The sequence below is a fragment of the Aquirufa sp. TARAVU-A1A genome (assembly GCF_054558675.1).
Map to the genome: position 1 here is coordinate 64,050 of NZ_JBPXKP010000005.1, position 21,154 is coordinate 85,203.

Sequence of the window (21,154 nt, forward strand, 5' to 3'; positions counted from 1 at the left end):
GGCAAAATTAAAATCGTAAAAAAAACCATTTTTTTACGCGATTAATTTGATTGACAAGTGATTGGATTGTAGTTTTGAAGGCTAAAATTCAGTAGCATAGCTCACATTGTTCAATCGCTCTGAATGTTTTTACCTAAATCTAATAACCTAATTTATGGCTTGGCTAGCAAAATCTCTTAATTCATCCCTTGGAAAAAAGCTTCTCATGGCAATTACAGGCCTATTTTTGATTAGCTTCCTATTAATTCACTGCGGTTTGAATGCAACCATCTTCTTAAATGATGGCGGTGTTGCATTTAATGAAGGTGCTGAATTTATGGCACACAATCCAATCATCCGTACGATGGAAATCGTTTTGTTTGGTGGTTTATTGTTGCACATCTTCGACGGTCTTCGCCTTTGGTTAGACAACAAAAAGAAACGCCCAGTGGCTTATGCCGTTGTAGACGGAGCGGCCAACAGCAAATGGTACTCACGTTCGATGGGTCTTTTAGGAACATTGTTGTTATTGTTCTTAATTATTCACTTGAAGCATTTCTGGTATTTCTCTCGGTTAACGAACAATTTGACAGAAACACATACTTTGTACAACGAAATGCAAGTGGTATTTGAAAGTCCAATCGTTGTTGCGATTTATGTATTAGGATGTATTTCGTTAGGTTACCACTTATTGCATGGTTTCCAAAGTGCCTTCCAAACGATTGGTTGGAATCACCCAAAATACACACCAACCATCAAGGCTATTGGTGCGATTTATTCGATCATCATTGCTGCTGCTTTTGCGGCAATGCCTATCGCCTTCTATTTCAATTTGATTCAATAATTCCTCAGCTGATACAATTATGACAAAATTAGATGCTAAAATTCCAGAAGGTTCGCTGGCCGAAAAATGGACCAAGTACCGCTCAAGCGTACCTTTAGTTAACCCAGCCAATAAACGTTCACTTGAAATTGTGATTGTTGGTTCAGGTTTAGCCGGTGCTTCTGCAGCAGCCTCATTAGCTGAGTTAGGATATAAAGTAAAAGTATTTTGCTTCCAAGATTCTCCTCGTCGTGCGCACTCGATCGCTGCACAAGGAGGTATCAACGCTGCCAAAAACTACCAAAATGACGGTGACTCTGTTTTCCGTTTATTCTACGATACGATCAAAGGTGGTGACTACCGTGCACGTGAAGCAAACGTTCACCGTTTATCTGAAGTATCAGGTAACATTATTGACCAATGTGTGGCACAAGGTGTTCCTTTCGCACGTGAATACGGCGGATTGCTTTCAAACCGTTCATTCGGTGGAACGCAAGTTCAACGTACATTCTACGCGGCGGGACAAACAGGCCAACAATTATTGTTGGGCGCTTATTCAGCCTTGCAACGCCAAGTGGGTATGGGTAATGTAGAATTATTCGCACGCCATGAGATGTTGGACGTTGTTATGGTCGACGGCAAAGCACGTGGTATCATTGCTCGTGATTTGGTTTCAGGTAAATTAGAAAGACATTTCGGCCATGCTGTTTTGTTGTGTACAGGTGGATACGGAAACGTATTTTATTTGTCAACAAACGCAATGGGCTCAAACGTAACAGCCGCTTGGAAAGCCCACAAAAAAGGTGCCTTCTTCGCGAATCCTTGTTATACACAAATTCACCCAACATGTATTCCTGTTTCAGGCGACCACCAATCCAAGTTAACTTTGATGTCGGAGTCGCTTCGTAATGATGGACGTATTTGGGTTCCAAAGAAACAAAACGATACGCGCAAAGCGATTGATATTCCTGAAGAGGAAAGAGATTATTACTTAGAGCGTCGTTACCCTGCGTTTGGTAACTTAGTACCTCGTGATATTGCATCACGTGCTGCAAAAGAGCGTTGTGACGCAGGTTATGGTGTTGGTGCCTCTAAAATGGCCGTTTACTTAGATTTTGCAGCAGCCATCATCCGTTACGGTAAAGGAGAAGCAAACAAGCGTAACCTTCACAATCCATCCGATGAAGAAATTCAAGCGATGGGTAAAGAAGTCGTGAAAGAGAAATACGGCAACTTATTCGATATGTACAAGCAAATCACGGGTGAGAATCCATACGAATTGCCAATGCGTATCTATCCAGCAGTTCACTATACGATGGGAGGTCTTTGGGTTGATTACAACTTGATGACAACAATTCCAGGTTTATATGCCTTAGGAGAAGCAAACTTCTCAGATCATGGTGCGAACCGTTTAGGAGCTTCTGCCTTGATGCAAGGACTAGCGGATGGTTATTTCGTGATTCCATACACAATCGGTAACTACTTAGCATCTGAAATCCGCACGCCAGCAATGTCGACGGATTCTGAGCCATTTGTGGCAGCGGAAAAAGAAGTTCGTGGTCAATTGGAGAAATTGATGAATATCAAAGGAACCAAACCAGTCGATTACTTCCACAAAAAATTAGGTTTAATTATGTGGAACAAATGCGGTATGGCGCGTAACGAAAAAGGCTTGAAAGAGGCGATCGCTGAAATTCAAGCATTACAGAAAGAATTCTGGTCGAACGTTCGTATTCCGGGCGAGTTAGACAACTTGAATCCTGAATTAGAGAAAGCAGCACGCGTGGCTGATTTCTTAGAATTAGGCGAGTTAATGTGTATCGATGCCTTGAACCGTAACGAAAGTTGTGGAGGTCACTTCCGTGAGGAATTCCAAACTGAAGATGGTGAAGCATTACGTGACGATGAAAATTTCGCATACGTAGCTGCTTGGGAAAACAAAGGAGATGGAAAATTCGAACTACACAAGGAAGAATTGAAATACGAAAATATCAAAATTGCTCAGAGATCTTATAAATAATTCGATACAATGGAAGGACATTTAAACCTGACACTCAAAATTTGGAGACAAAAAAATGCGAACGTCGCTGGTAAATTCGAAACTTACCAAGTGAGTGGCATCTCCACAGATATGTCATTTTTGGAAATGATTGACGTGTTAAACAACCGTTTGATCGAAGAAGGAGATGATCCAATTGCATTTGACCACGATTGCCGCGAAGGTATTTGCGGTATGTGCTCCATGTACATCAACGGCCGTCCACATGGACCGAACCGTGGGGTTACAACTTGCCAATTGCACATGCGTTCTTTCCAAGATGGTGAAACCATTACGGTTGAACCTTGGAGAGCGAGTGCTTTCCCGGTGATCAAGGACTTAGTGGTGAATCGCTCTGCCTTTGACCGCATCATCGCGGCAGGTGGTTTCGTTTCTGTGAATACAGGAAATGCACAAGATGCAAACAACCTACCTATTCCAAAAGAAGATGCAGATGATGCTTTCGCTGCAGCTGCTTGTATCGGATGTGGTGCATGTGTTGCCGCTTGTAAAAATGCATCTGCGATGTTGTTTACATCCGCTAAAATTTCGCAATTAGCTTTATTACCGCAAGGTAAAGTAGAAGCTGCGAAACGTGCAGAAGCAATGGTTGTGCAAATGGACGAAGAAGGTTTCGGTGCTTGTTCAAACACAGGTGCTTGTGAGGCTGAATGTCCCAAAGGCATTTCGCTAGAGAATATCGCACGTATGAACCGCGAATTCTTCTCTGCTACCTTTTCTTCGAAGTAAAACTTAATTTGATAGCCCCTGAATGCAATTTCAGGGGCTTTTTACGCCCTTGTTTTTAGAACCTACCCATTCCAAGTCCAATCAGAAATCACCAGCCCTCGGCTGGATCGAAGTCGTTTGTGGCTCCATGTTTTCTGGTAAAACGGAAGAATTAATTCGCCGTCTGAAACGCGCCAAAATCGCGCAATTGCGTGTAGAGATTTTCAAACCCGCATCCGATACACGTTACCACGACGAAGACATCGTTTCCCATAACCATAATTCAATCCGATCCACCCCTGTTTTAAGCGCGAGTGAAATCCTCTTATTAGCGGGAGATTGCGATGTAGTGGGATTGGATGAGGTACAGTTCTTCGACGATTCAATCGTAGAGGTTGTAGATACGTTGGCCAATCAAGGCAAACGAGTTATTATTGCAGGTCTTGATATGGACTTCAAAGGGAACCCATTCGGCCCCATGCCTAAATTAATGGCCATTGCTGAGTATGTCACGAAGGTACACGCGGTATGCGTACAATGTGGTGCCGTGGCTCATTATTCTTACCGCATCGTCGACAAAGAAGAAACGGTATTACTCGGCGAAACAGAATCCTATCAAGCGCGTTGCCGGGCTTGCTTTCATGCCGACATATAATCATGCCCAAAGACCCGCATTTCAAAAAAGTATTCCAACGAATCAAGGCGAAAAAGCCTAGGGATTTGGACATGCAATTTGAGAAGGCGCATGAACAGGTCTTTGAAAATTTGGATTGTTTGACCTGTGGAAATTGTTGCAAAACGACAAGTCCCATGTGGAATGAAACGGATATTCAACGCGTGGCACATCTATTGAAAATGAAGGTGGCGCAATTCTTGGATCAATACTTGATCAAAGATGCAGATGGCGATTGGGTCTATCCAGCGGCTCCCTGCCCCTTTCTCACATTGGAAGATAATACCTGCCAAATTTACGAACACCGCCCAAAGGCTTGTCGGGAATATCCCCACACCGACCGCAAAAACATGTTGGGCATCATGAATCTCACCCAAAAGAATGCGATCATCTGCCCAGGCGTTGCCCAAATCATGGAAAAATTGGAGCGAATTTACAATTGAGCCCCTTTTGATTTGAAATTCACGGCAAAAATCGACAAATTCGTAATTCAATCAATACATGTTTATGGCAGCAGCAGAATATTTAGGAATTGACGTAGGTGGCACAGGCGTTAAAATGGGAATTGTTCATTCCGATACCGGACAAATCAGCAACTTTCAGAGTTATGATACCGCAACGTGGCGCGAATCTCATCACTTCTTAGATCGTTTGGCAGATGCCATTGCCTTGCAATTATACCAGCATAAAAATGTCAAAAAGATTGGCATTGGCCTACCGGGTATTCTGACGAAGAATCGCCGTACATTGATTGAAATCACAGCCATTCCGGAAATCGACGGTTCCCCCATGATTGATATGTTGGAGAAACGTTTCCCAGAGCACGAATTTTTCATGGAAAACGATGCCAATGCAGCGGCATTAGGCGAATTCTATTTCTCGCCGGAAAAAAACACGATGCCAGAAGATTTCATCTTCATTACCTTGGGAACAGGTGTAGGTGGAGCAGCGATCATCGACCGTAAGATTTTCTTAGGTGGAGATGGTAATGCAATGGAACCAGGTCACGTACCTTCAAAAAACGGAAAGGTCTTGGAGCGTAATGTGGGCAAGAAAGAATTATTGCAATTAGCGACGGAAATGCGTGCTAACTACAAAGGTCAAACGGTGTTAGCGGATGATGGAACAATTTCTACAACAGCCCTAGTTGTTGCGGCCGAAGAAGGTGATGCATTGGCATTAGCCATCTGGGATGAGGTAGGTAGTTTATTAGGAGATATGCTCGTATCTTTGATTCGTATTTTAGATATCAAAAATATCTTCATCGGAGGTGGACTATCTGCATCGTATGACTTTATTTTACCAAGCATGGAACGCCAATTAAACTACTGGTTGACCCCTGCTTACTTAGAAAAATTAAATATTAAGAAAGCTTTATTGGGTAATGATGCGGGTCTTTTAGGCGCAGCTTCACTCTGTTTCTAAGCGAAAACAGTATAGACCACACAAGTTTTTTACAAAAAGAATTATTATTATTACAATAAATACTTTTAAAGTGCAAAATGGAATAAAATTTGTTTGATATTCTAACTTTTAATTCTAATCTTTGCATCGTTTTTGAACCCCAAAATATTTATAAAATGTCAGATATTGCAGAAAAAGTAAAAAGCATCATCGTTGAGAAGTTAGGTGTAGAAGCATCAGAAGTTACAACTGAGGCGTCTTTCACAAACGATTTGGGAGCTGACTCCTTAGACACGGTAGAATTGATCATGGAATTTGAAAAAGAATTCAATGTTTCTATCCCAGATGACCAAGCTGAAAACATCCAAACAGTAGGCCAAGCAGTTGCTTACTTGGAAGAAAACGCAAAGTAATCGAATCACACGATCATAATGATGTCAATTAGTACCTGGTAATTCCTAAGGATTTTTCCTCAGTTGAACCATTACTAATTGACATTTTTTATTTTTACAAAGTCTATTAAATTAACACATGGAGTTAAAACGCGTAGTTGTGACGGGCCTAGGTGCTCTTACACCGATTGGAAATACAGTTGATGCCTTTTGGGAAGGCTTAGCCGCTGGTAAAAGTGGTTGTGCACCCATTACTCGATTTGATGCTGAAAAATTCAAAACGCGCTTTGCTTGTGAGTTGAAAGACTTCAAAGTAGAAGATTATATTAATACCAAAGAGGCCCGTAAAATGGATCCATTTACCCAGTATGCTGTGGTAGCTTCAGATGAAGCCATTGCAGATGCGGGTTTTGATATGGAAAAATTAAACCTAAATAAGGTGGGTGTTATTTGGGGATCTGGTATCGGAGGATTGAAAACATTCGAAGATGAAATGATCTATTTTGGAAAAGGTGATGGAACGCCTAAAATCAATCCATTCTTTATTCCAAAAATGATTGCAGATTCAAGTTCAGGACAAATTTCCATTCGTAATGGATTCCGTGGGCCAAACTACGTAACCGTTTCCGCTTGTTCTTCAGCAAACAATGCAATTATTGACGCATTCAATTACATCCGTACCGGTCGTGTGCATGTTTGTATCACCGGTGGCTCTGAAGCTCCTGTGACCATTGCATCAGTTGGTGGATTTACAGCTATGCACGCGATGTCAACACGTAACGATGATCCAGCAACGGCTTCACGTCCTTATGACGTAGACCGTGATGGTTTTGTCGTAGGTGAAGGCGCTGGTGCATTGGTTCTCGAAGAATATGAACACGCAAAAGCACGTGGTGCGAAAATCTACGCAGAATTAATTGGTGGAGGTTTCTCATCAGACGCTTACCACATTACAGCCCCACATCCGGATGGATACGGCGCTTTATTGTCGATGCAAGACGCATTAGAAGATGCTCAAATCAAACCTGAAGAGGTTGATTACATCAATACACACGGAACATCAACACCGATTGGTGATCCACAAGAAATTAAAGCCATCGTTGATTGCTTTGGAGAACACGCCTACAACATGGCTATTTCTTCTACGAAATCAATGACAGGTCACTTATTAGGAGGAGCAGGAGCTGTTGAGGCCGTTGCATCTGTCCTAGCAATCAAAAATCAATTCGTCCCTCCTACCATTAACGTGTTCAACCGTGATCCAGAAATTGATCAACGCATTGACTTAACAGAAAACGTAGGTAAAGCTCGTAAAATTGATGTTGCATTAAGCAATGGTTTCGGTTTTGGTGGCCACAATGCAACTGTCATCTTTAGAAAAATTTAATTTATGAAGTTATTTTCTCCGTTGACCTGGTTCGGCTTACATTCCCAAGATGAACGCGAGAAACACCTTTATAAATCAGTCAAACACCTTATTGGGGCTAATCCGTCTAATCTAGAATTATACCGATTAGCCTTTTTACATGCCTCGGCCTCCAAAGAATCTGTCTCAAAATCTTATAAAGAGTCCAACGAACGTTTGGAATTTCTTGGAGACTCCGTGCTAGGCATGATTACCGCAGCTTACTTATTCAAAAAATTCCCATTCAAAGACGAGGGCTTCCTAACTGAAATTCGCTCTCGAATGGTGAGTCGGGAATCATTAAATGTCCTCGGCCGAAAATTAGGTCTCGAAGAAGTCATTGAATACGAAAACCAGCGCAAAACCTCGCTATCCCGCTCCAGCATGTATGGAGACGCATTAGAAGCATTTATTGGTGCAGTCTATTTAGATAAGGGCTTTAGCTTTACCCAAAAATTCATCACGCAAAAAATACTTACCCAGTATTTTGATTTGGATACGGTTGTGCAAAACAATCCCAATTTCAAGTCAATCCTGATCGAATGGGCGCAGAAAGAAGGCAAAAAAGTCCAGTTTACCCTGGATGAAGAAGGCGTACATCATAACAAAGAATTTACGGCTTTCGTACTCATCGAAAACGAAAAAATCGCAGAAGGCAAGGGATATTCCAAGAAAAAAGCGGAACAAAATGCAGCTATGAAAGCCTGCGAAGCGCTAAAAATCAATCAATAAGCGTATGAAACCTAATATTTTCTTACACTACTGGAACAATCAAGGCCAAACTTTGAGTTTTCAGGAAGTTCTTTCGCTCGACTGTGACCCAATGATTCTCGCGACTATTCAAGCGGAATTATTGCAACAGTTAACCAGTGAAATGCTCGTGGAAAAACTACCCAATTTTGATTGGTCTAATCTCCGCATGCAAGAAAAATGGAATTCTATTGCGCAAACACTGTTAATGCAAGTTCAATTGCCCGAGCAGATTTGGATGGATTGGATTGCAGCATTGGGTGGACAAATCGAATCTACTCAGCCCGAAGTACCAAGCTTTGCCGATTTACTGAATGCCGAAGTGTTTTTTGAACGGCCATCGGATTCATTGGAAGATTTGCCTGAGGAGGAAGAGGAAGACCTCAGTCCCGTTATAGAAATTGAAGAAGATGACCTTCAAGCGGTTGCTTGGGAAGAACCCGTACTTGAATTCCCTACACAATCGACGCCAGATTATTTTGAGGTATCGAATGAATTACCTGATTTAAGCGAATTAAACCCAGAAGAAAACAAACCACAAAGCATTCAAGAGATGTTGGCTGATTCAACAGGCGAAAAAGTATTGGACACGATACAAGTGGACGATCATTCGTTAAAGAATATGGTTGCCAATCAAATGACTTCCTCGCTAGCAGAAAGCATTTCCTTATTCCAACGATTGAATTTCATCCAAGAATTATTTGATGGGAATGCGGAACAATTCAGCCAATTCATTGAATTTATTGACTTCGAAGCAAGCGCCTCCAACTGGAGAAGCGAAGTTGCCGAACGATATCCTTTTGAAGAATCTTCTGCATCGCAAGAACTCATGTTACTTATCGAGCGGAAATTCAGTTAACTGATTTTCATTATCAGTAATCTAGCGAAAGAATAATCTAACATGAGCTAGTTTCAAGAAAAAAAACTTGAAACGGCTCATTATATTTTATTGGCTATTCCCTTTTTGGCTTTCGGCCCAACAAGCCACGGAACTGACCGAGGAAAAACAAGGGATACTCAACTATTACCAACAAAATCCCATCGATATCAACGAGGCTACCCAAGCAGAGTTGCTCGCCATGGGAATTTTACATTCCGTTCAAATCGAATCTTTTGTAAATCATCGAAAACAAATAGTTCGATTCGTCTCCCTTTTTGAATTACAAACCATCCCCAACTGGGATTTAAACACATTACGTACCATTCAAGCACTACTCGTTTGTCGGACGATTCCACCGCATTGGTACGAAGCAGAAAATAGCAAGCACCAAATCATCCTACGCGTGGAAAGAACACTCGAACAAAAAACAGGATTTTCATCCCCTACTTCCCGTAGCAAAGTTCGCTACCTGGGCAATCCATTGAGTACATTATTTCGATATCGTGGGACATGGAATAGTCACATCCGTGCTGGCTTACTGATGTCAAAAGATGCCGGGGAATCTCAATACACCGATTTTACAAGTGCCTTTATTGAATTAAAAGATTCGAGAGAGCACGTTAAATTGATTCTAGGCGACTTTATCAACCAATGGGGCCAAGGACTCGTCCAATCCGGTTCTTTCTCCTTAGGTAAAAGCTATGAAAGCATACGTGCCACCCAAAAATTTCACGGAGGAGCAATGGCCTATACGTCTTCGGGGGAATCAGAATTTTACCGAGGAATTAACCTGCAAACCAGATGGCAAAAGTTTCAAGGGCAAATCTATATTTCCACTCGTTTGAAAGATCTAGTCCTTTCAAAGGATAGCACATATTTTCGTTCTTTCCAGTTGGACGGTTTGCACCGTACACCCACAGAAATAATCCATCAAAACCACTTGCAAGAATTCGCGGGAGGGCTAAATTTTCGTTATCAAGGAAAAGAGGTTGAATGGGCTTTGGCACAGACTTGGACACAATGGAATTATCCATTGATGCCGTCGAATCCTTTGGATTGGCGAGGGAGGAATTTACTGAATACTTCACTTAGTTATATAAGCCAACAAAGGAATGTTCGAATTTCCGGTGAAATCGCGCATACAGCGATATCTGCCTGGTCGACGATACATGCCCTCGCCTGGGCAATTAATAAAAAAACGGATGTCTCGGGAATTATCCGAATGTACGATGCCGGATATTTTAGCCCCATGTCGAATGCCATTAGCGAGAGTTCAAATAATAAAAATGAATGGGGGCTTTTTCTTGGCCATCAATACCAGCACACGAAATACAAACGTTTTTCCAGCTATTTGGATGTATTTCGATTTCCGAAAGCGAGCTCTAGCCAATGGGCGTCTGGACCATTAGGTTGGGAAGTTTTAAGTCGCTTTCAATGGGACCGAAGGAAATTAGGGAATTATTTTGCTCAACTCAAATGGACGCATAAATACCTAGCAGATTCAAAATCGCCACATGAATTATTACAAGCAAGCCTCGATTGGAACAGACCATTTCTCCGATTTAATTGGCATGGGCGTATCATGTGGTCACACATTGAATCGAAAGAACAAATAGAATCAGGCTATTTGTGGCTAAATGATTTCGATTATCACCTCAAGCGATTCAAAATGCAATTGCGAACAGCTTGGATTTGGTCGGGGAGTTATGATACCCGTTTATATGCTTATGAGCCTAGTTTACCCTTTTCATTTTTATTACCAGCCTATTATGACCCCAGCACAAGAAACCTATTATTAATTGAATACAAAAGTGAAAACAAATTATCTGTTGCCCTGAAAATAGCAAGAACCGATTACTTCCAAAAAGAGGTAATCGGTTCCGGACTTGATGCCATCGCAGCATCGCACAAAACGGATATTGGACTACAAGTAGCTTATATTCCTTAAACGATCGCTTGACGAACTTTCAATAATTTTTCCAATAAACCTTCCAATTGATCCAATGGAAGCATATTCGCTCCATCCGATTTTGCTATCGAAGGATTCGGGTGTGTTTCAATAAATAATCCATCCGCTCCAACCGCAATAGCCGCTTTCGCAATGGTTTCAATCAAGGCCGGTTGGCCGCCCGTCACCCCACTCCCCTGATTAGGCCGTTGCAGTGAGTGCGTACAATCCATAATCACAGGTACACCAAAATTCGACATTTCAGGAAGATTGCGATAATCCACGACGAGATCCCCATAGCCAAATGAATTTCCACGATCAGTCAAATAAACCTGAGCTTGCGGATTTTCGTGCATCACCTTTTCCACAGCAAATTTCATCGAAGCACCCGACATAAATTGCCCCTTCTTGATATTAACAGCCTTTCCCGTTTGGGCAGCAGCAGCTAATAAATCGGTCTGCCGACATAAAAAAGCCGGAATTTGCAATACATCTACATAAGCCGCAGCCATTGCAGCTTCAGCACTTTCGTGAATATCAGTAACTGTAGGAAGATCAAAATGCGTGCCTACTTCTTTCAAAATCTCCAAGGCTTTAATATCCCCGATTCCTGTAAAAGAATCAATTTTGGTCCGATTGGCTTTGCGATAAGAACCTTTGAAAATATAAGGAATACCCATGGATTTCGTGATGCCGTCAATACGTTCAGCAATTTCAAATGCCAAATCTCTACTTTCAATCGCACAACTACCAGCCATCAAAAAGAATGGCCCTTTTCCTAAATTTTCTAACGTGGGTAAAGTCATATTACAAGATGTTTACTTCGGTCTCTAATACGACACCAAATTTTTCTAAAATCGATTTTTTAATTTGCTCAGAGAGCGTTTGTATTTCTACCCCTTTGGCATGTCCATAATTGACCAACACTAAGGCTTGTTTGGCATGCACACCCGCATCACCCGACCGATAGCCTTTCCATCCTGCTTGTTCAATCAACCATCCCGCCGGAAATTTGATATCTGTACTCCCTTCAACAGGATAATGTGGGATGTTTGGGTATTCAGCAATTAATCGAGCAGCAGCATCCGCAGACAGCGTAGGATTTTTAAAGAAACTACCTGAATTGCCTATTTCCTTTGGGTCTGGCAATTTGCTTTGGCGAATTTCAATCACCGCATTCGCGACATCACTTATTCCAGGATTTGAAATTCCTTTCTCAGCTAAAACAGACTGAATCGCACCATAAGACGTTTGTGCTTGAACCTGCTTATTTAAACGAAAGCAAACAGCCGTAATCAAATATTGTCCTTTTCCTTCGTGTTTGAAATAACTCTCGCGATATCCAAATGCACAACGAGTAGCATCAAAACGCTCCATTTCCATGGTCGTTAAATTCAAGGCATCCAAATGATCAAATGTATCCTTGATTTCTACACCATAAGCACCAATATTCTGCATAGGTGCTGCACCGACCGTTCCTGGAATCAAAGACATATTTTCAATGCCAGCCCATTGGTGATTCACTGCATAACACACAAAATCATGCCATACAACACCAGCACCAGCCTTCACCCAAATGTGATCAGCATCCTCATCCACAACTTCAATTCCTAGCATTTGAATCTTAACAACCAAAGCATCTATATCTTGGGTCAGTAACAAATTACTGCCCCCTCCTAAAAATAAATGCTTGACATGGGCATATTGCCCCGTTTGCACAAGCTCTATATATTCCTGCAAATGATTGATTTCCACAAAATAACGAGCAGAAACATCTATGCCAAATGTATTGTAAGGCAGCATGGAGACGTTTTCCAACACACGAGGAGCCGATTTAACCAAGGGCATATTAAGTAAGTTTGGTCGATAAAAATTCTTGCAAAGACGGCACTTCCGTCTGAAGTAGGTTCTGGTTACTTCCTTCCCAGACCTTTTTACCATCTTTCAAAAAGATAATGTATTCCCCCATCCGAATCACAGAATTCATATCATGTGAAATAACGATGGTCGTAATATTAAACTCTTTCGTGATCTCTTGAATCAATAAATCAATTTTAACCGCAGTTAATGGATCTAATCCCGAGTTTGGCTCATCGCAAAAAAGGTATTTGGGATTCATGACAATCGCCCGAGCAATACCTACTCGCTTCTTCATTCCACCGGAAATATCAGAAGGCATCTGGTGCGCCGCTGCCTCTAAACCTACGCGTTGCAAGCACATCATTGCCCGCGCATTTTTCTCTTCTACGGATTGCGATGTCAACGTGTCCAAGGGGAATCGTACATTTTCCAAAACCGTTTTTGAATCAAACAATGCGCCTCCTTGAAATAAAACGCCCATTTCCCTACGGATCGCCTTCACCGTATCTTGATCAGCTTGTAAAAAATCCCGACCGTCATAAAGCACTTGTCCTTGTTCAGGTTTCAAAATTCCAATCATACACTTTAACAATACACTCTTCCCTGTTCCACTCCCTCCAATAACCATGTTAATTTTACCTGGCTGAAAACTTGCGTCTATGCCATCCAAAACTACACGACCCTCAAATTCTTTGTGTATGTGTTTCAACTGAATCATATTCAAAATTAGCTATATTTTACGTAAAAACGGCATGGCATTTTTGTTTTTAAGCGCAGAGAATTTTGTACCTTAGGCCAACTAAACAACAACCCTATGCTACTAATTATTATTGGTGCTCTACTATTGTTAGCGAGCAAATCGATCGACAATCCCAATCTCATTTTCGCAAAATTCGCATCCCCTATTCGCAAGGTGGCAATTGTATTAATTGTCTTAGGCATTAGCAGCTCCACAATCAAACAAATTGATGCAGGGGAAGTTGGGGTTCAAAGTGTATTCGGTAAAGTTTCCGAGCGAACCTTATCATCTGGATTAAACTTCGTAAACCCACTTGCAAGTGTAACAGTCTTTGATGCCAAAACCCAAAATTATACCATGTCGGCTGTACACGACGAAGGCGATCGCGAAGGTGATGATGCGATCCGAGTGTTAACCGCGGATGGCTTAGAAGTGGTCGTAGACTTAACGGTACTTTACCGGATATTACCTTCTCAAGCACCTACGATTTTAAAAGAAATCGGACCTGATTACAAGGATAAGGTTGTCCGTCCAATTACACGTACGATGATTCGCGATAACGCCGTATATTACGATGCTGTGGCACTTTATTCATTGAAACGTAATGAATTCCAAACACGCATCTACAAGGACATAGAAAGCAATTTCAAAAAGCGCGGCTTGGTATTGGAGCAATTATTGATTCGAAATATCAATCTACCCAATTCGGTCAAGCAAACCATCGAGTCCAAAATCAATGCGGAACAAGATGCGCAGAAAATGCAATTCGTTCTCTTAAAAGAAAAGCAAGAGGCCGAACGTAAGCGTGTCGAAGCACAAGGTATCGCGGATTACCAGAAAATCTTATCGACCGGATTAAGCGATAAACAATTGCAATATGAATCCATCATTGCACAAAAAGAAATCGCGAAATCGCCGAATACCAAAGTTATCATCATGGGAAATAAATCAACACCCATTATCTTAGGCAATAATTAATAAAAAAGGCTCCGAATCAAACGGAGCCTTTTTTTTATTTCTTCAAAATGGTATGCCCCATTTTATCTCGCTTCGTTTTCAAATAAGCTTCATTATGCGGATTGGATTGAATTTCAATCGGCAAAGATTCAACAATCTCTAATCCATAGCCTAGCAATCCTGCGCGCTTTTTAGGATTATTTGAAATTAACTTGATTTTACGAATCCCTAAATCACGTAAAATTTGAGCTCCTACGCCATAATCACGTTCATCCATAGCGAAACCTAATTCCAAATTAGCCTCTACCGTATCGCGTCCCTGCTCTTGCAATTTGTAGGCCTTCAATTTATTCAAAAGTCCAATACCTCTACCTTCCTGGAACATATATAACACCACGCCCTTTCCTGCCTTCTCCACCATCTCCATGGCTTTGTGTAATTGACCGCCGCAGTCACAGCGACAAGAACCAAAAATATCCCCTGTCACACAAGAACTATGTACCCGAACCATCACAGGCTCATCTGCATCCCAAGTACCTTTGATTAAGGCTAAATGTGTATCCCCCGTATTTTTTTGCTTATAAGCAATCAAATCAAAATGCCCCCAATCGGTGGGCATATCTACTCCAATTTCACGCTGAATCAATGACTCCGTAGCCAAACGATATTCAATCAAATCCTTGATGGTCACTAACTTTAAATCAAATTTATCGGCAATTTTACGCAAATCCGGAAGACGGGCCATGGAACCATCTTCATTTAAAATTTCGATTAAAACACCTGAAGGCTTAAATCCAGCTAATTTGGCAAAATCCATAGATGCTTCCGTATGCCCCGTGCGGCGTAAGACACCTTCGGTCCGACTCTTCAAAGGAAATATATGACCTGGTCGGCCTAAATCACTCGGGCGTGTATCCGGATTAACTAAAGCCTGAATCGTCTTGGCACGATCTTGCGCTGAAATACCTGTCGTGCAACCATGACCTAATAAATCAACAGATACTGTAAAAGGAGTTTCATGGGATGTGGTGTTTTGATCGACCATCATTTCAAGGCCTAATTCAATACAACGTTCATTTGTCAATGACACACACATCAAACCTCTTGCCTCACGAATCATGAAATTAACAATCTCCGGAGTGATGGCTTCCGAAGCGCAAATCAAATCCCCCTCATTTTCTCGATTCTCATCATCTGCTACGATGATCATTTTTCCTTGGCGGATATCTTCAATGGCATCCTCAATACGATCTAAACGTATACTTTCCTCCTGCATGATAATTGTGTATTTTGAAACGAAAACACAAAGGTAAGCAGAAATAGTTCCCATTTTAGCTACCTTTGTCAGATAAAATACCAGAATCACGCATGTCGATTGAAGCTAATAATCTGAGTAAACAATATGGCGCTCAACTTGCCGTCAATGCATTAAATTTCAGCGCTCATTCAGGCGAAATTATCGGATTTCTTGGACCGAATGGCGCAGGAAAATCCACAAGCATCAAAATGCTTGTAGGCCTTATCCAACCTTCTTCTGGAGAAGCTTACATCGCAGGCAAACGCGTTAGCACAGATTCGATCGAACTGAAAAAGCAAATTGGGTATTTGGCAGAAGACAATCCAGTCTATACCGAAATGTATGTGAGAGAGTTTTTGGCCTTCATTGCTTCTATGCATCAAGTCCCTAACGAACGAATCCAAGAAGTTATCCAACTGACAGGCTTATCTAAAGAACAGCACAAAAAAATACACACGCTTTCGAAAGGATACCAACAGCGTGTTGGGCTAGCTCAAGCCATTTTACATAATCCATCCATTTTAATTTTGGATGAACCCACAAGTGGTTTAGATCCGAATCAGATGGAAGAAATTAGAGCCCTGATTCTTTCATTAAAACCTGGACGCACCATTTTATTTTCGAGCCATATATTAAGTGAAGTTGAAGCTATTTGCGACCGGTTATTAATCATTAATCATGGCGTACTACAAGCAGATTGCAGCATGGACGAAGCCAAAGCCTTTCCCGGTGGAATTAGCCAATTATTCCAAGAAAAGACTAAATCGAAATAGAGAAATCATCTGCCTCGAGATGTGCAGGAAATTTTTCACGAAAATCCTTCAATGCTTGAAAGGAAAGCGTTTGGGTTTGAATGGAAACATGGGACGTTAATGGCAATAAATCTTCCCCTTTGAATGAGACAATGCTCGAGGCGCCTGCATACGCTAAATTGTTGCCATCTACTCCTACCCGATTCACACCTACGACATAAGCGAGATTTTCAATCGCACGAGCACGTAATAAACTAGACCAGGCATGTGTTCGTGCCGCTGGCCAATTCGCCACATAGATTGCTAAATCGTATTTCAAGTCAACATTCCTAGACCAAACTGGGAAACGTAAATCATAACAAATGAAGGGAGCAATGGACCATGACTTATAAGAAATTAAACAAGCTGAATTCCCAGCCGTATAAAATTCATCTTCATGACCCATTCGAAATAGATGACGCTTATCATAGCTATCTATTTTACCCGAGGGGTGTACAGCAAGTAAGCGATTAAAAAATAGGCCTGATTCCTTAATTTTAAGACTACCGATAAGTAAAACTTGTAAACGAGCAGCTTGCAATTTCATCCACTGAACTGTGGGACCCGCTGAAATTTCAGCACCAACGGCCGACATACTAAAGCCGGTACTAAACATTTCAGGCAATACGATTACATCTGTTTGCCCCTGCAAGTTTTGTAAGATTTCTTCTAGTTGAGCACAATTCGAAATCGGATCTTCCCAAACCAAGTCGGCTTGTACATAACTAACCCGTAAATCTTGATTCAGGGTAGACATGATATCACTATTTATTTAGCAATATAAGAATAATAAATCCGAAGTTTTGTCTTTAAGGATTTCAAGGCAATAAAGCGAGCTGACTCGCTCATCATTTTCGTGAATCCCGTGGAATTGGATGTCAATGTGGGCGTAACAAGAAAACCCAAATTAGCTTTCCGACCATTTATAACAGACTGCAATTCAGTTGTTACGTTAAACGTGAATGAATTTAACGTAGCATTATAATTCCCTATTTGAATACCTGAACCTCCTTCTGACACAACATACCCTAAGCCATAGGAATTACGAATTGGGCGATTATTTGCATCTACTTGCAATAATGTCAATTGCCCCAAACTTTGATTAAAATCAAGACCGTCTTCTGCTTCTAAAACCAATTCGGCTTTGTTAATGGCAATATTACGATCACCTTTCAGCTTCATCAATGTCGGGAAATCTACTTTAGTAACAAGTCCCGAACCCGACTGCACATAGGTTAACTGGCCAGTTGATGATGCAGGAACCGACTGCCCCGATTTAGTTAAATTTGCCAATGCACCCGTACGAGTTATTTTATATTGATTAAACCGAGCATGTACTTCAGTCATCATTGCGCTCGAAAGGCTAAAATAATAATTCAACGTGTATTTAGTCGTATCATTGGGGTTGTGCCAATGTAACGTCATACGTGAATATGCAGGCGAAAACCCAATCAATGCAGATTTTTGAACAGTTGAAGATTTAAACATCAATCCTGGGAAAGTAACGCGAAAAGCCCCTCCTCCACCGGCAAGTGTCTTGTCAGCATATTTGGCTAACAATTCTGCACCTAGCGATTTGGACATGGTAAAATGCAAGGTGTCTAATTTCAAAGAATCACCATTCGATGCTTTGGAACGAATGGGACGTGGGCGAAAAATGTGTGATCCCACAAGAGTCGTTTGTGTCGAAACTGAATTTGTGTTTGTAAAATAGTCTTTTGACAAACTTAAACTATCCTTCAGTTTGTAGACCTGAAATGTATGCAATTGGTTCGTATCACCTTGAAAGTTTTTATAGACCAAATGCATTTTCAATGAATCCAAGATGGACACATCTTTAGCCAACAAAGAATCAGCATTTGCAATTTGGGTAAAAACGGAGGATTCAAAAGTCCCTAAAACTGGATGAGAAAAAGAACCGATTAGAAACGTGTTATTGGCACCCGTTTGAGTAGAATCCATAAAGACCGTACTCGAATTGACACGAAGGGTATCCGTGTAATTAAGTCCAACTTCCACGCTAAACAGATCTGCACCAATTTCCTTAGGGGCGTCACACGAAGCAAGAAACAGGGAAACAATCCCTAACCATTTAATTGCCGGCCAATTCAATGTACGTTTTTTCGAAGAAATCGAGGTCATTATCGGCAATATTTTGGAAGGTTTTATCTTGAAATTCATCAATAATCGGTTGAATACGGGTATTATCCGCATTTTCTAAAGAAACAATTTTATCAGCAAATTCTGCGCCCAATTTAATGAATGCATTGTAATCAGCCCCATCTAAACTAGACAAATGAGCATCATCCATGTCACCTATTTTCACTTTCTCTTTTAAGTCGTCCACTGAAAACGTAAAATCAAAGCTCGTATTGTGAGGAGAAAAAATTGTTTTAGAATCTTTAAAAATTGGGTGATTCCGGTAATAAGAAGAAATATATAAAGGGACAAAGCTTGACATCCAATCATTACAATGTATAACATCAGGCGACCATCCTAATTTAATCACAGTCTCTAATGCACCTTTACAAAAGAAAATCGCACGTTCATGGTTATCCGCATAAAATGCTTCTTCCTTGTCTTTCAACACATATTTACGCTGAAAATAATCTTCATTATCAATGAAATAGACTTGCAATTTAGCAGCAGGGATACTTGCAACTTTGATTGTCAAAGGCTTTTCCTCATCGCCCATCGGAATGGTAATCCCGGACAAACGAACCACTTCATGCAAACGGTTTTTACGTTCATTAATCGACCCAAAACGGGGAACCAAAATTCGAATTTCCATTCCACGCTCTTGCATCGCTGTCGGTAACGCGCGAACAAAATCAGCAATTTTGGATGTATTGAGGAAGGGATCAACCTCGCTGGAAACGTAAAGAATACGCAATTTAGACATGCTAAAATTAGTTAGGGGAATTTATCCCAAAAAACAAACGCAAAAATATAAAAAATTAAGCACAATTCCGCACATTTATAAATTAAAGGTCTTTATTTTGCCAATTGAATTAAACTGATTCCGCGATTAAATGATCAAAGCCCTCATTAAATATAGTATTTCAACTTTGCTTGCCGTAGGCCTTTTGTATTGGGCCTTTTCAAAAAGTGATTTACACTGGGCGGATATCTATCAAACTGCCCAAACAGCAAACTATCAGTGGATTATCGTTTCCGTGGTCATCGCCATGATTTCACACCTACTCCGTGCTTTACGTTGGGAGCAATTATTAGGTGCCATGGCTTACAATCCGGGAACTACACGTACTTTTTCAGCCGTATTAATTGGCTATTTTGCCAATTTTATCGTTCCCCGCATGGGTGAAGTTTCCCGTTGCGGTTCTTTACAAAAAACAGCAAATATCCCCTTCGAAAAGTCTTTTGGCACAGTAATCACGGAAAGAATCGTTGACCTGCTAGGCCTAGCCGTATTGGTCGGTCTAACCTTCATCGTCGAATGGAAGCCAATTCAGCAATTCCTTTTTCCGAATTTCCACCTCCCTCCTACGATCTTTTTAGCAGGATTAGGGGCTGGGGCTATTGCATGTTTAGGCTTAATTTGGATTCTTCGTGAGCGACTACGCGTTCGGTGGGAGCACTTTGCCGCGACCAACAAAGTAGGCCAATTATTACAAGGCTGGTTCGTTGGAATTTTGAGTATCAAAGAAGTTGAGAATCCCGCTAAATTCATCTTATATACCATATTAATCTGGGTTGCTTATTTCGCAAACACCTATACGCTCCTTCTAGCCTTCCCGATTAGCGCAGGCTTAAGTTTATCGGCCGGATTAACGGTTTTGGTTATGGGAACCTTTGGTATGGCCACTCCTACACAAGGAGGAATTGGGGCATATCACAGCTTAGTCGCATCGACACTCAGTTTTTATTTAATTCCCTTAAAAGATGCGACTGTTTTAGCTACGTTTTTTCATGGAACTCAAATGGCGACAATCTTGTTATTCGGCGGATTAAGCTTTATTATCACCTTTTTCTTACCCCAAAAAAATGCAGGAATCGAGTCATAAAATTTGCACATTAGCTGAAGCAAAATCGAGGCGAAGCGTTTGGAAACAGGAAAACCAACAAGTCGTTTTTACCAATGGCTGTTTTGACATTCTCCATTTAGGCCATGTGGATTACCTAGAAAAAGCACGCCAAACAGGCACAAAAATGATTGTTGGCGTAAATGCGGATAGCTCTGTTCGCCAACTGAAAGGACCATCGCGACCAGTCAACAATGAATATGCCCGTGCACGAATTTTGGCAGCGCTTGAATTTGTTGATCTTGTCATCATTTTTGAGGAAGAAACACCATTGAATCTAATTAATGAATTACTACCGGATATCTTGGTAAAAGGGGACGATTACTCGATTGAAACCATTGTAGGTGCCAAAGAAGTCATCGCCCATGGCGGAAAAGTAACAACGATTCCATTGGTACCAACTTACTCAACAACCAATATCATTCAAAAACTAAAAAATTAAGATC

General features: G+C 41.2%; 22 protein-coding genes. 15 read left to right on the plus strand and 7 right to left on the minus strand.

Going from position 1 to position 21,154, the window contains the following annotated elements:
• Positions 1-154: 154 nt before the first annotated feature.
• The 11 genes from V7S75_RS08250 to V7S75_RS08300 all read left to right on the plus strand — a co-directional run bounded on the left by V7S75_RS08250 (position 155) and on the right by V7S75_RS08300 (position 11,021).
• Positions 155-823 (plus strand): succinate dehydrogenase cytochrome b subunit, encoded by a 669-nt coding sequence (locus V7S75_RS08250; protein WP_377977344.1) that lies wholly within the window; start codon positions 155-157, stop codon positions 821-823.
• A 19-nt stretch (positions 824-842) separates the two neighbouring features.
• Positions 843-2,822: a fumarate reductase/succinate dehydrogenase flavoprotein subunit gene (locus V7S75_RS08255; RefSeq protein ID WP_459513000.1), complete on the plus strand. Its 1,980-nt coding sequence runs from the start codon at positions 843-845 to the stop codon at positions 2,820-2,822.
• A 9-nt stretch (positions 2,823-2,831) separates the two neighbouring features.
• Entirely contained in the window at positions 2,832-3,590 is a 759-nt protein-coding gene (locus tag V7S75_RS08260; protein ID WP_459513002.1) for a succinate dehydrogenase/fumarate reductase iron-sulfur subunit, read from the plus strand.
• Positions 3,591-3,639: 49 nt separating this feature from the next.
• Positions 3,640-4,224: a thymidine kinase gene (locus V7S75_RS08265; RefSeq protein ID WP_459513246.1), complete on the plus strand. Its 585-nt coding sequence runs from the start codon at positions 3,640-3,642 to the stop codon at positions 4,222-4,224.
• 2 nt (positions 4,225-4,226) lie between these two features.
• Positions 4,227-4,685 carry a YkgJ family cysteine cluster protein gene (locus V7S75_RS08270; protein WP_459513004.1) on the plus strand — a complete coding sequence of 153 codons (459 nt, stop codon included), beginning with the start codon at positions 4,227-4,229 and terminating at the stop codon, positions 4,683-4,685.
• A gap of 64 nt (positions 4,686-4,749) precedes the next feature.
• On the plus strand, positions 4,750-5,667 hold the full coding sequence (locus tag V7S75_RS08275; protein WP_377977341.1) for an ROK family protein: 918 nt from the start codon (positions 4,750-4,752) through the stop codon (positions 5,665-5,667).
• 155 nt (positions 5,668-5,822) lie between these two features.
• Positions 5,823-6,059: an acyl carrier protein gene (locus tag V7S75_RS08280; RefSeq protein WP_315577664.1), complete on the plus strand. Its 237-nt coding sequence runs from the start codon at positions 5,823-5,825 to the stop codon at positions 6,057-6,059.
• Positions 6,060-6,177: 118 nt separating this feature from the next.
• Positions 6,178-7,425, plus strand: a complete 1,248-nt coding sequence (gene fabF, locus V7S75_RS08285) for a beta-ketoacyl-ACP synthase II (RefSeq protein ID WP_459513006.1) — start codon at positions 6,178-6,180, stop codon at positions 7,423-7,425.
• Positions 7,426-7,428: 3 nt separating this feature from the next.
• Entirely contained in the window at positions 7,429-8,175 is a 747-nt protein-coding gene (gene rnc, locus V7S75_RS08290) for a ribonuclease III (RefSeq protein ID WP_459513008.1), read from the plus strand.
• A 4-nt stretch (positions 8,176-8,179) separates the two neighbouring features.
• Positions 8,180-9,052 (plus strand): hypothetical protein, encoded by an 873-nt coding sequence (locus tag V7S75_RS08295; protein ID WP_459513009.1) that lies wholly within the window; start codon positions 8,180-8,182, stop codon positions 9,050-9,052.
• A 67-nt stretch (positions 9,053-9,119) separates the two neighbouring features.
• Entirely contained in the window at positions 9,120-11,021 is a 1,902-nt protein-coding gene (locus V7S75_RS08300; protein ID WP_459513011.1) for a hypothetical protein, read from the plus strand.
• Here the strand turns inward: V7S75_RS08300 and kdsA are convergent.
• Genes kdsA through V7S75_RS08315 form a run of 3 tightly spaced genes read right to left on the minus strand, consistent with a single transcriptional unit; the run spans position 11,018 to position 13,599 of the window.
• The gene (kdsA, locus tag V7S75_RS08305) at positions 11,018-11,827 is read right to left on the minus strand and encodes a 3-deoxy-8-phosphooctulonate synthase (RefSeq protein ID WP_377977337.1); all 810 of its coding nucleotides are present in this window, start codon (positions 11,825-11,827) and stop codon (positions 11,018-11,020) included. The genes V7S75_RS08300 and kdsA overlap by 4 nt on opposite strands.
• Before the next feature lies 1 nt (position 11,828).
• Positions 11,829-12,869: a UDP-N-acetylmuramate dehydrogenase gene (gene murB / locus V7S75_RS08310; protein ID WP_459513013.1), complete on the minus strand. Its 1,041-nt coding sequence runs from the start codon at positions 12,867-12,869 to the stop codon at positions 11,829-11,831.
• 1 nt (position 12,870) lies between these two features.
• A complete protein-coding gene (locus V7S75_RS08315) occupies positions 12,871-13,599 on the minus strand; it encodes an ABC transporter ATP-binding protein (protein ID WP_459513014.1) in 729 nt (242 codons plus the stop codon).
• A 96-nt stretch (positions 13,600-13,695) separates the two neighbouring features.
• Here V7S75_RS08315 and V7S75_RS08320 point away from each other — a divergent pair, with 96 nt between their 5' ends.
• On the plus strand, positions 13,696-14,598 hold the full coding sequence (locus V7S75_RS08320) for a prohibitin family protein (RefSeq protein ID WP_459513016.1): 903 nt from the start codon (positions 13,696-13,698) through the stop codon (positions 14,596-14,598).
• A 34-nt stretch (positions 14,599-14,632) separates the two neighbouring features.
• Here V7S75_RS08320 and V7S75_RS08325 read toward each other — a convergent pair whose 3' ends face one another.
• Positions 14,633-15,853, minus strand: a complete 1,221-nt coding sequence (locus V7S75_RS08325) for a bifunctional 3,4-dihydroxy-2-butanone-4-phosphate synthase/GTP cyclohydrolase II (RefSeq protein ID WP_459513248.1) — start codon at positions 15,851-15,853, stop codon at positions 14,633-14,635.
• 92 nt (positions 15,854-15,945) lie between these two features.
• Between V7S75_RS08325 and V7S75_RS08330 the strand changes: the two genes are divergently transcribed.
• Complete coding sequence (locus V7S75_RS08330; protein ID WP_459513018.1) at positions 15,946-16,647, plus strand: ABC transporter ATP-binding protein; 702 nt, start codon at positions 15,946-15,948, stop codon at positions 16,645-16,647.
• Here the strand turns inward: V7S75_RS08330 and V7S75_RS08335 are convergent.
• Genes V7S75_RS08335 through V7S75_RS08345 form a run of 3 tightly spaced genes read right to left on the minus strand, consistent with a single transcriptional unit; the run spans position 16,634 to position 19,567 of the window.
• Positions 16,634-17,422 (minus strand): amidohydrolase, encoded by a 789-nt coding sequence (locus V7S75_RS08335; RefSeq protein ID WP_459513019.1) that lies wholly within the window; start codon positions 17,420-17,422, stop codon positions 16,634-16,636. The two genes, V7S75_RS08330 and V7S75_RS08335, sit on opposite strands and share 14 nt — an antisense overlap.
• A gap of 11 nt (positions 17,423-17,433) precedes the next feature.
• The gene (locus V7S75_RS08340; protein WP_459513021.1) at positions 17,434-18,807 is read right to left on the minus strand and encodes a DUF4270 family protein; all 1,374 of its coding nucleotides are present in this window, start codon (positions 18,805-18,807) and stop codon (positions 17,434-17,436) included.
• Positions 18,758-19,567 (minus strand): glycogen/starch synthase, encoded by an 810-nt coding sequence (locus V7S75_RS08345; protein WP_459513022.1) that lies wholly within the window; start codon positions 19,565-19,567, stop codon positions 18,758-18,760. Before V7S75_RS08345 ends, V7S75_RS08340 begins: the two co-directional genes overlap by 50 nt.
• A 130-nt stretch (positions 19,568-19,697) precedes the next feature.
• Between V7S75_RS08345 and V7S75_RS08350 the strand changes: the two genes are divergently transcribed.
• Positions 19,698-20,690 carry a lysylphosphatidylglycerol synthase transmembrane domain-containing protein gene (locus tag V7S75_RS08350; protein ID WP_459513024.1) on the plus strand — a complete coding sequence of 331 codons (993 nt, stop codon included), beginning with the start codon at positions 19,698-19,700 and terminating at the stop codon, positions 20,688-20,690.
• Positions 20,671-21,150 carry a D-glycero-beta-D-manno-heptose 1-phosphate adenylyltransferase gene (gene rfaE2, locus V7S75_RS08355; RefSeq protein WP_459513026.1) on the plus strand — a complete coding sequence of 160 codons (480 nt, stop codon included), beginning with the start codon at positions 20,671-20,673 and terminating at the stop codon, positions 21,148-21,150. Before V7S75_RS08350 ends, rfaE2 begins: the two co-directional genes overlap by 20 nt.
• The last annotated feature ends 4 nt before the right edge of the window (positions 21,151-21,154 follow it).

Excerpts from the sequence above, each read along its gene's own strand:
- V7S75_RS08250 (WP_377977344.1), top strand. The coding sequence starts at position 155 with ATGGCTTGGCTAGCAAAATCTCTTAATTCATCCCTTGGAAAAAAGCTT.
- V7S75_RS08255 (WP_459513000.1), top strand. The coding sequence starts at position 843 with ATGACAAAATTAGATGCTAAAATTCCAGAAGGTTCGCTGGCCGAAAAA.
- V7S75_RS08260 (WP_459513002.1), top strand. The coding sequence starts at position 2,832 with ATGGAAGGACATTTAAACCTGACACTCAAAATTTGGAGACAAAAAAAT.
- V7S75_RS08270 (WP_459513004.1), top strand. The coding sequence starts at position 4,227 with ATGCCCAAAGACCCGCATTTCAAAAAAGTATTCCAACGAATCAAGGCG.
- V7S75_RS08275 (WP_377977341.1), top strand. The coding sequence starts at position 4,750 with ATGGCAGCAGCAGAATATTTAGGAATTGACGTAGGTGGCACAGGCGTT.
- V7S75_RS08280 (WP_315577664.1), top strand. The coding sequence starts at position 5,823 with ATGTCAGATATTGCAGAAAAAGTAAAAAGCATCATCGTTGAGAAGTTA.
- fabF (WP_459513006.1), top strand. The coding sequence starts at position 6,178 with ATGGAGTTAAAACGCGTAGTTGTGACGGGCCTAGGTGCTCTTACACCG.
- rnc (WP_459513008.1), top strand. The coding sequence starts at position 7,429 with ATGAAGTTATTTTCTCCGTTGACCTGGTTCGGCTTACATTCCCAAGAT.
- V7S75_RS08295 (WP_459513009.1), top strand. The coding sequence starts at position 8,180 with ATGAAACCTAATATTTTCTTACACTACTGGAACAATCAAGGCCAAACT.
- kdsA (WP_377977337.1), bottom strand. The coding sequence starts at position 11,827 with ATGACTTTACCCACGTTAGAAAATTTAGGAAAAGGGCCATTCTTTTTG.
- murB (WP_459513013.1), bottom strand. The coding sequence starts at position 12,869 with ATGCCCTTGGTTAAATCGGCTCCTCGTGTGTTGGAAAACGTCTCCATG.
- V7S75_RS08315 (WP_459513014.1), bottom strand. The coding sequence starts at position 13,599 with ATGATTCAGTTGAAACACATACACAAAGAATTTGAGGGTCGTGTAGTT.
- V7S75_RS08320 (WP_459513016.1), top strand. The coding sequence starts at position 13,696 with ATGCTACTAATTATTATTGGTGCTCTACTATTGTTAGCGAGCAAATCG.
- V7S75_RS08325 (WP_459513248.1), bottom strand. The coding sequence starts at position 15,853 with ATGCAGGAGGAAAGTATACGTTTAGATCGTATTGAGGATGCCATTGAA.
- V7S75_RS08330 (WP_459513018.1), top strand. The coding sequence starts at position 15,946 with ATGTCGATTGAAGCTAATAATCTGAGTAAACAATATGGCGCTCAACTT.
- V7S75_RS08335 (WP_459513019.1), bottom strand. The coding sequence starts at position 17,422 with ATGTCTACCCTGAATCAAGATTTACGGGTTAGTTATGTACAAGCCGAC.
- V7S75_RS08340 (WP_459513021.1), bottom strand. The coding sequence starts at position 18,807 with ATGACCTCGATTTCTTCGAAAAAACGTACATTGAATTGGCCGGCAATT.
- V7S75_RS08345 (WP_459513022.1), bottom strand. The coding sequence starts at position 19,567 with ATGTCTAAATTGCGTATTCTTTACGTTTCCAGCGAGGTTGATCCCTTC.
- V7S75_RS08350 (WP_459513024.1), top strand. The coding sequence starts at position 19,698 with ATGATCAAAGCCCTCATTAAATATAGTATTTCAACTTTGCTTGCCGTA.
- rfaE2 (WP_459513026.1), top strand. The coding sequence starts at position 20,671 with ATGCAGGAATCGAGTCATAAAATTTGCACATTAGCTGAAGCAAAATCG.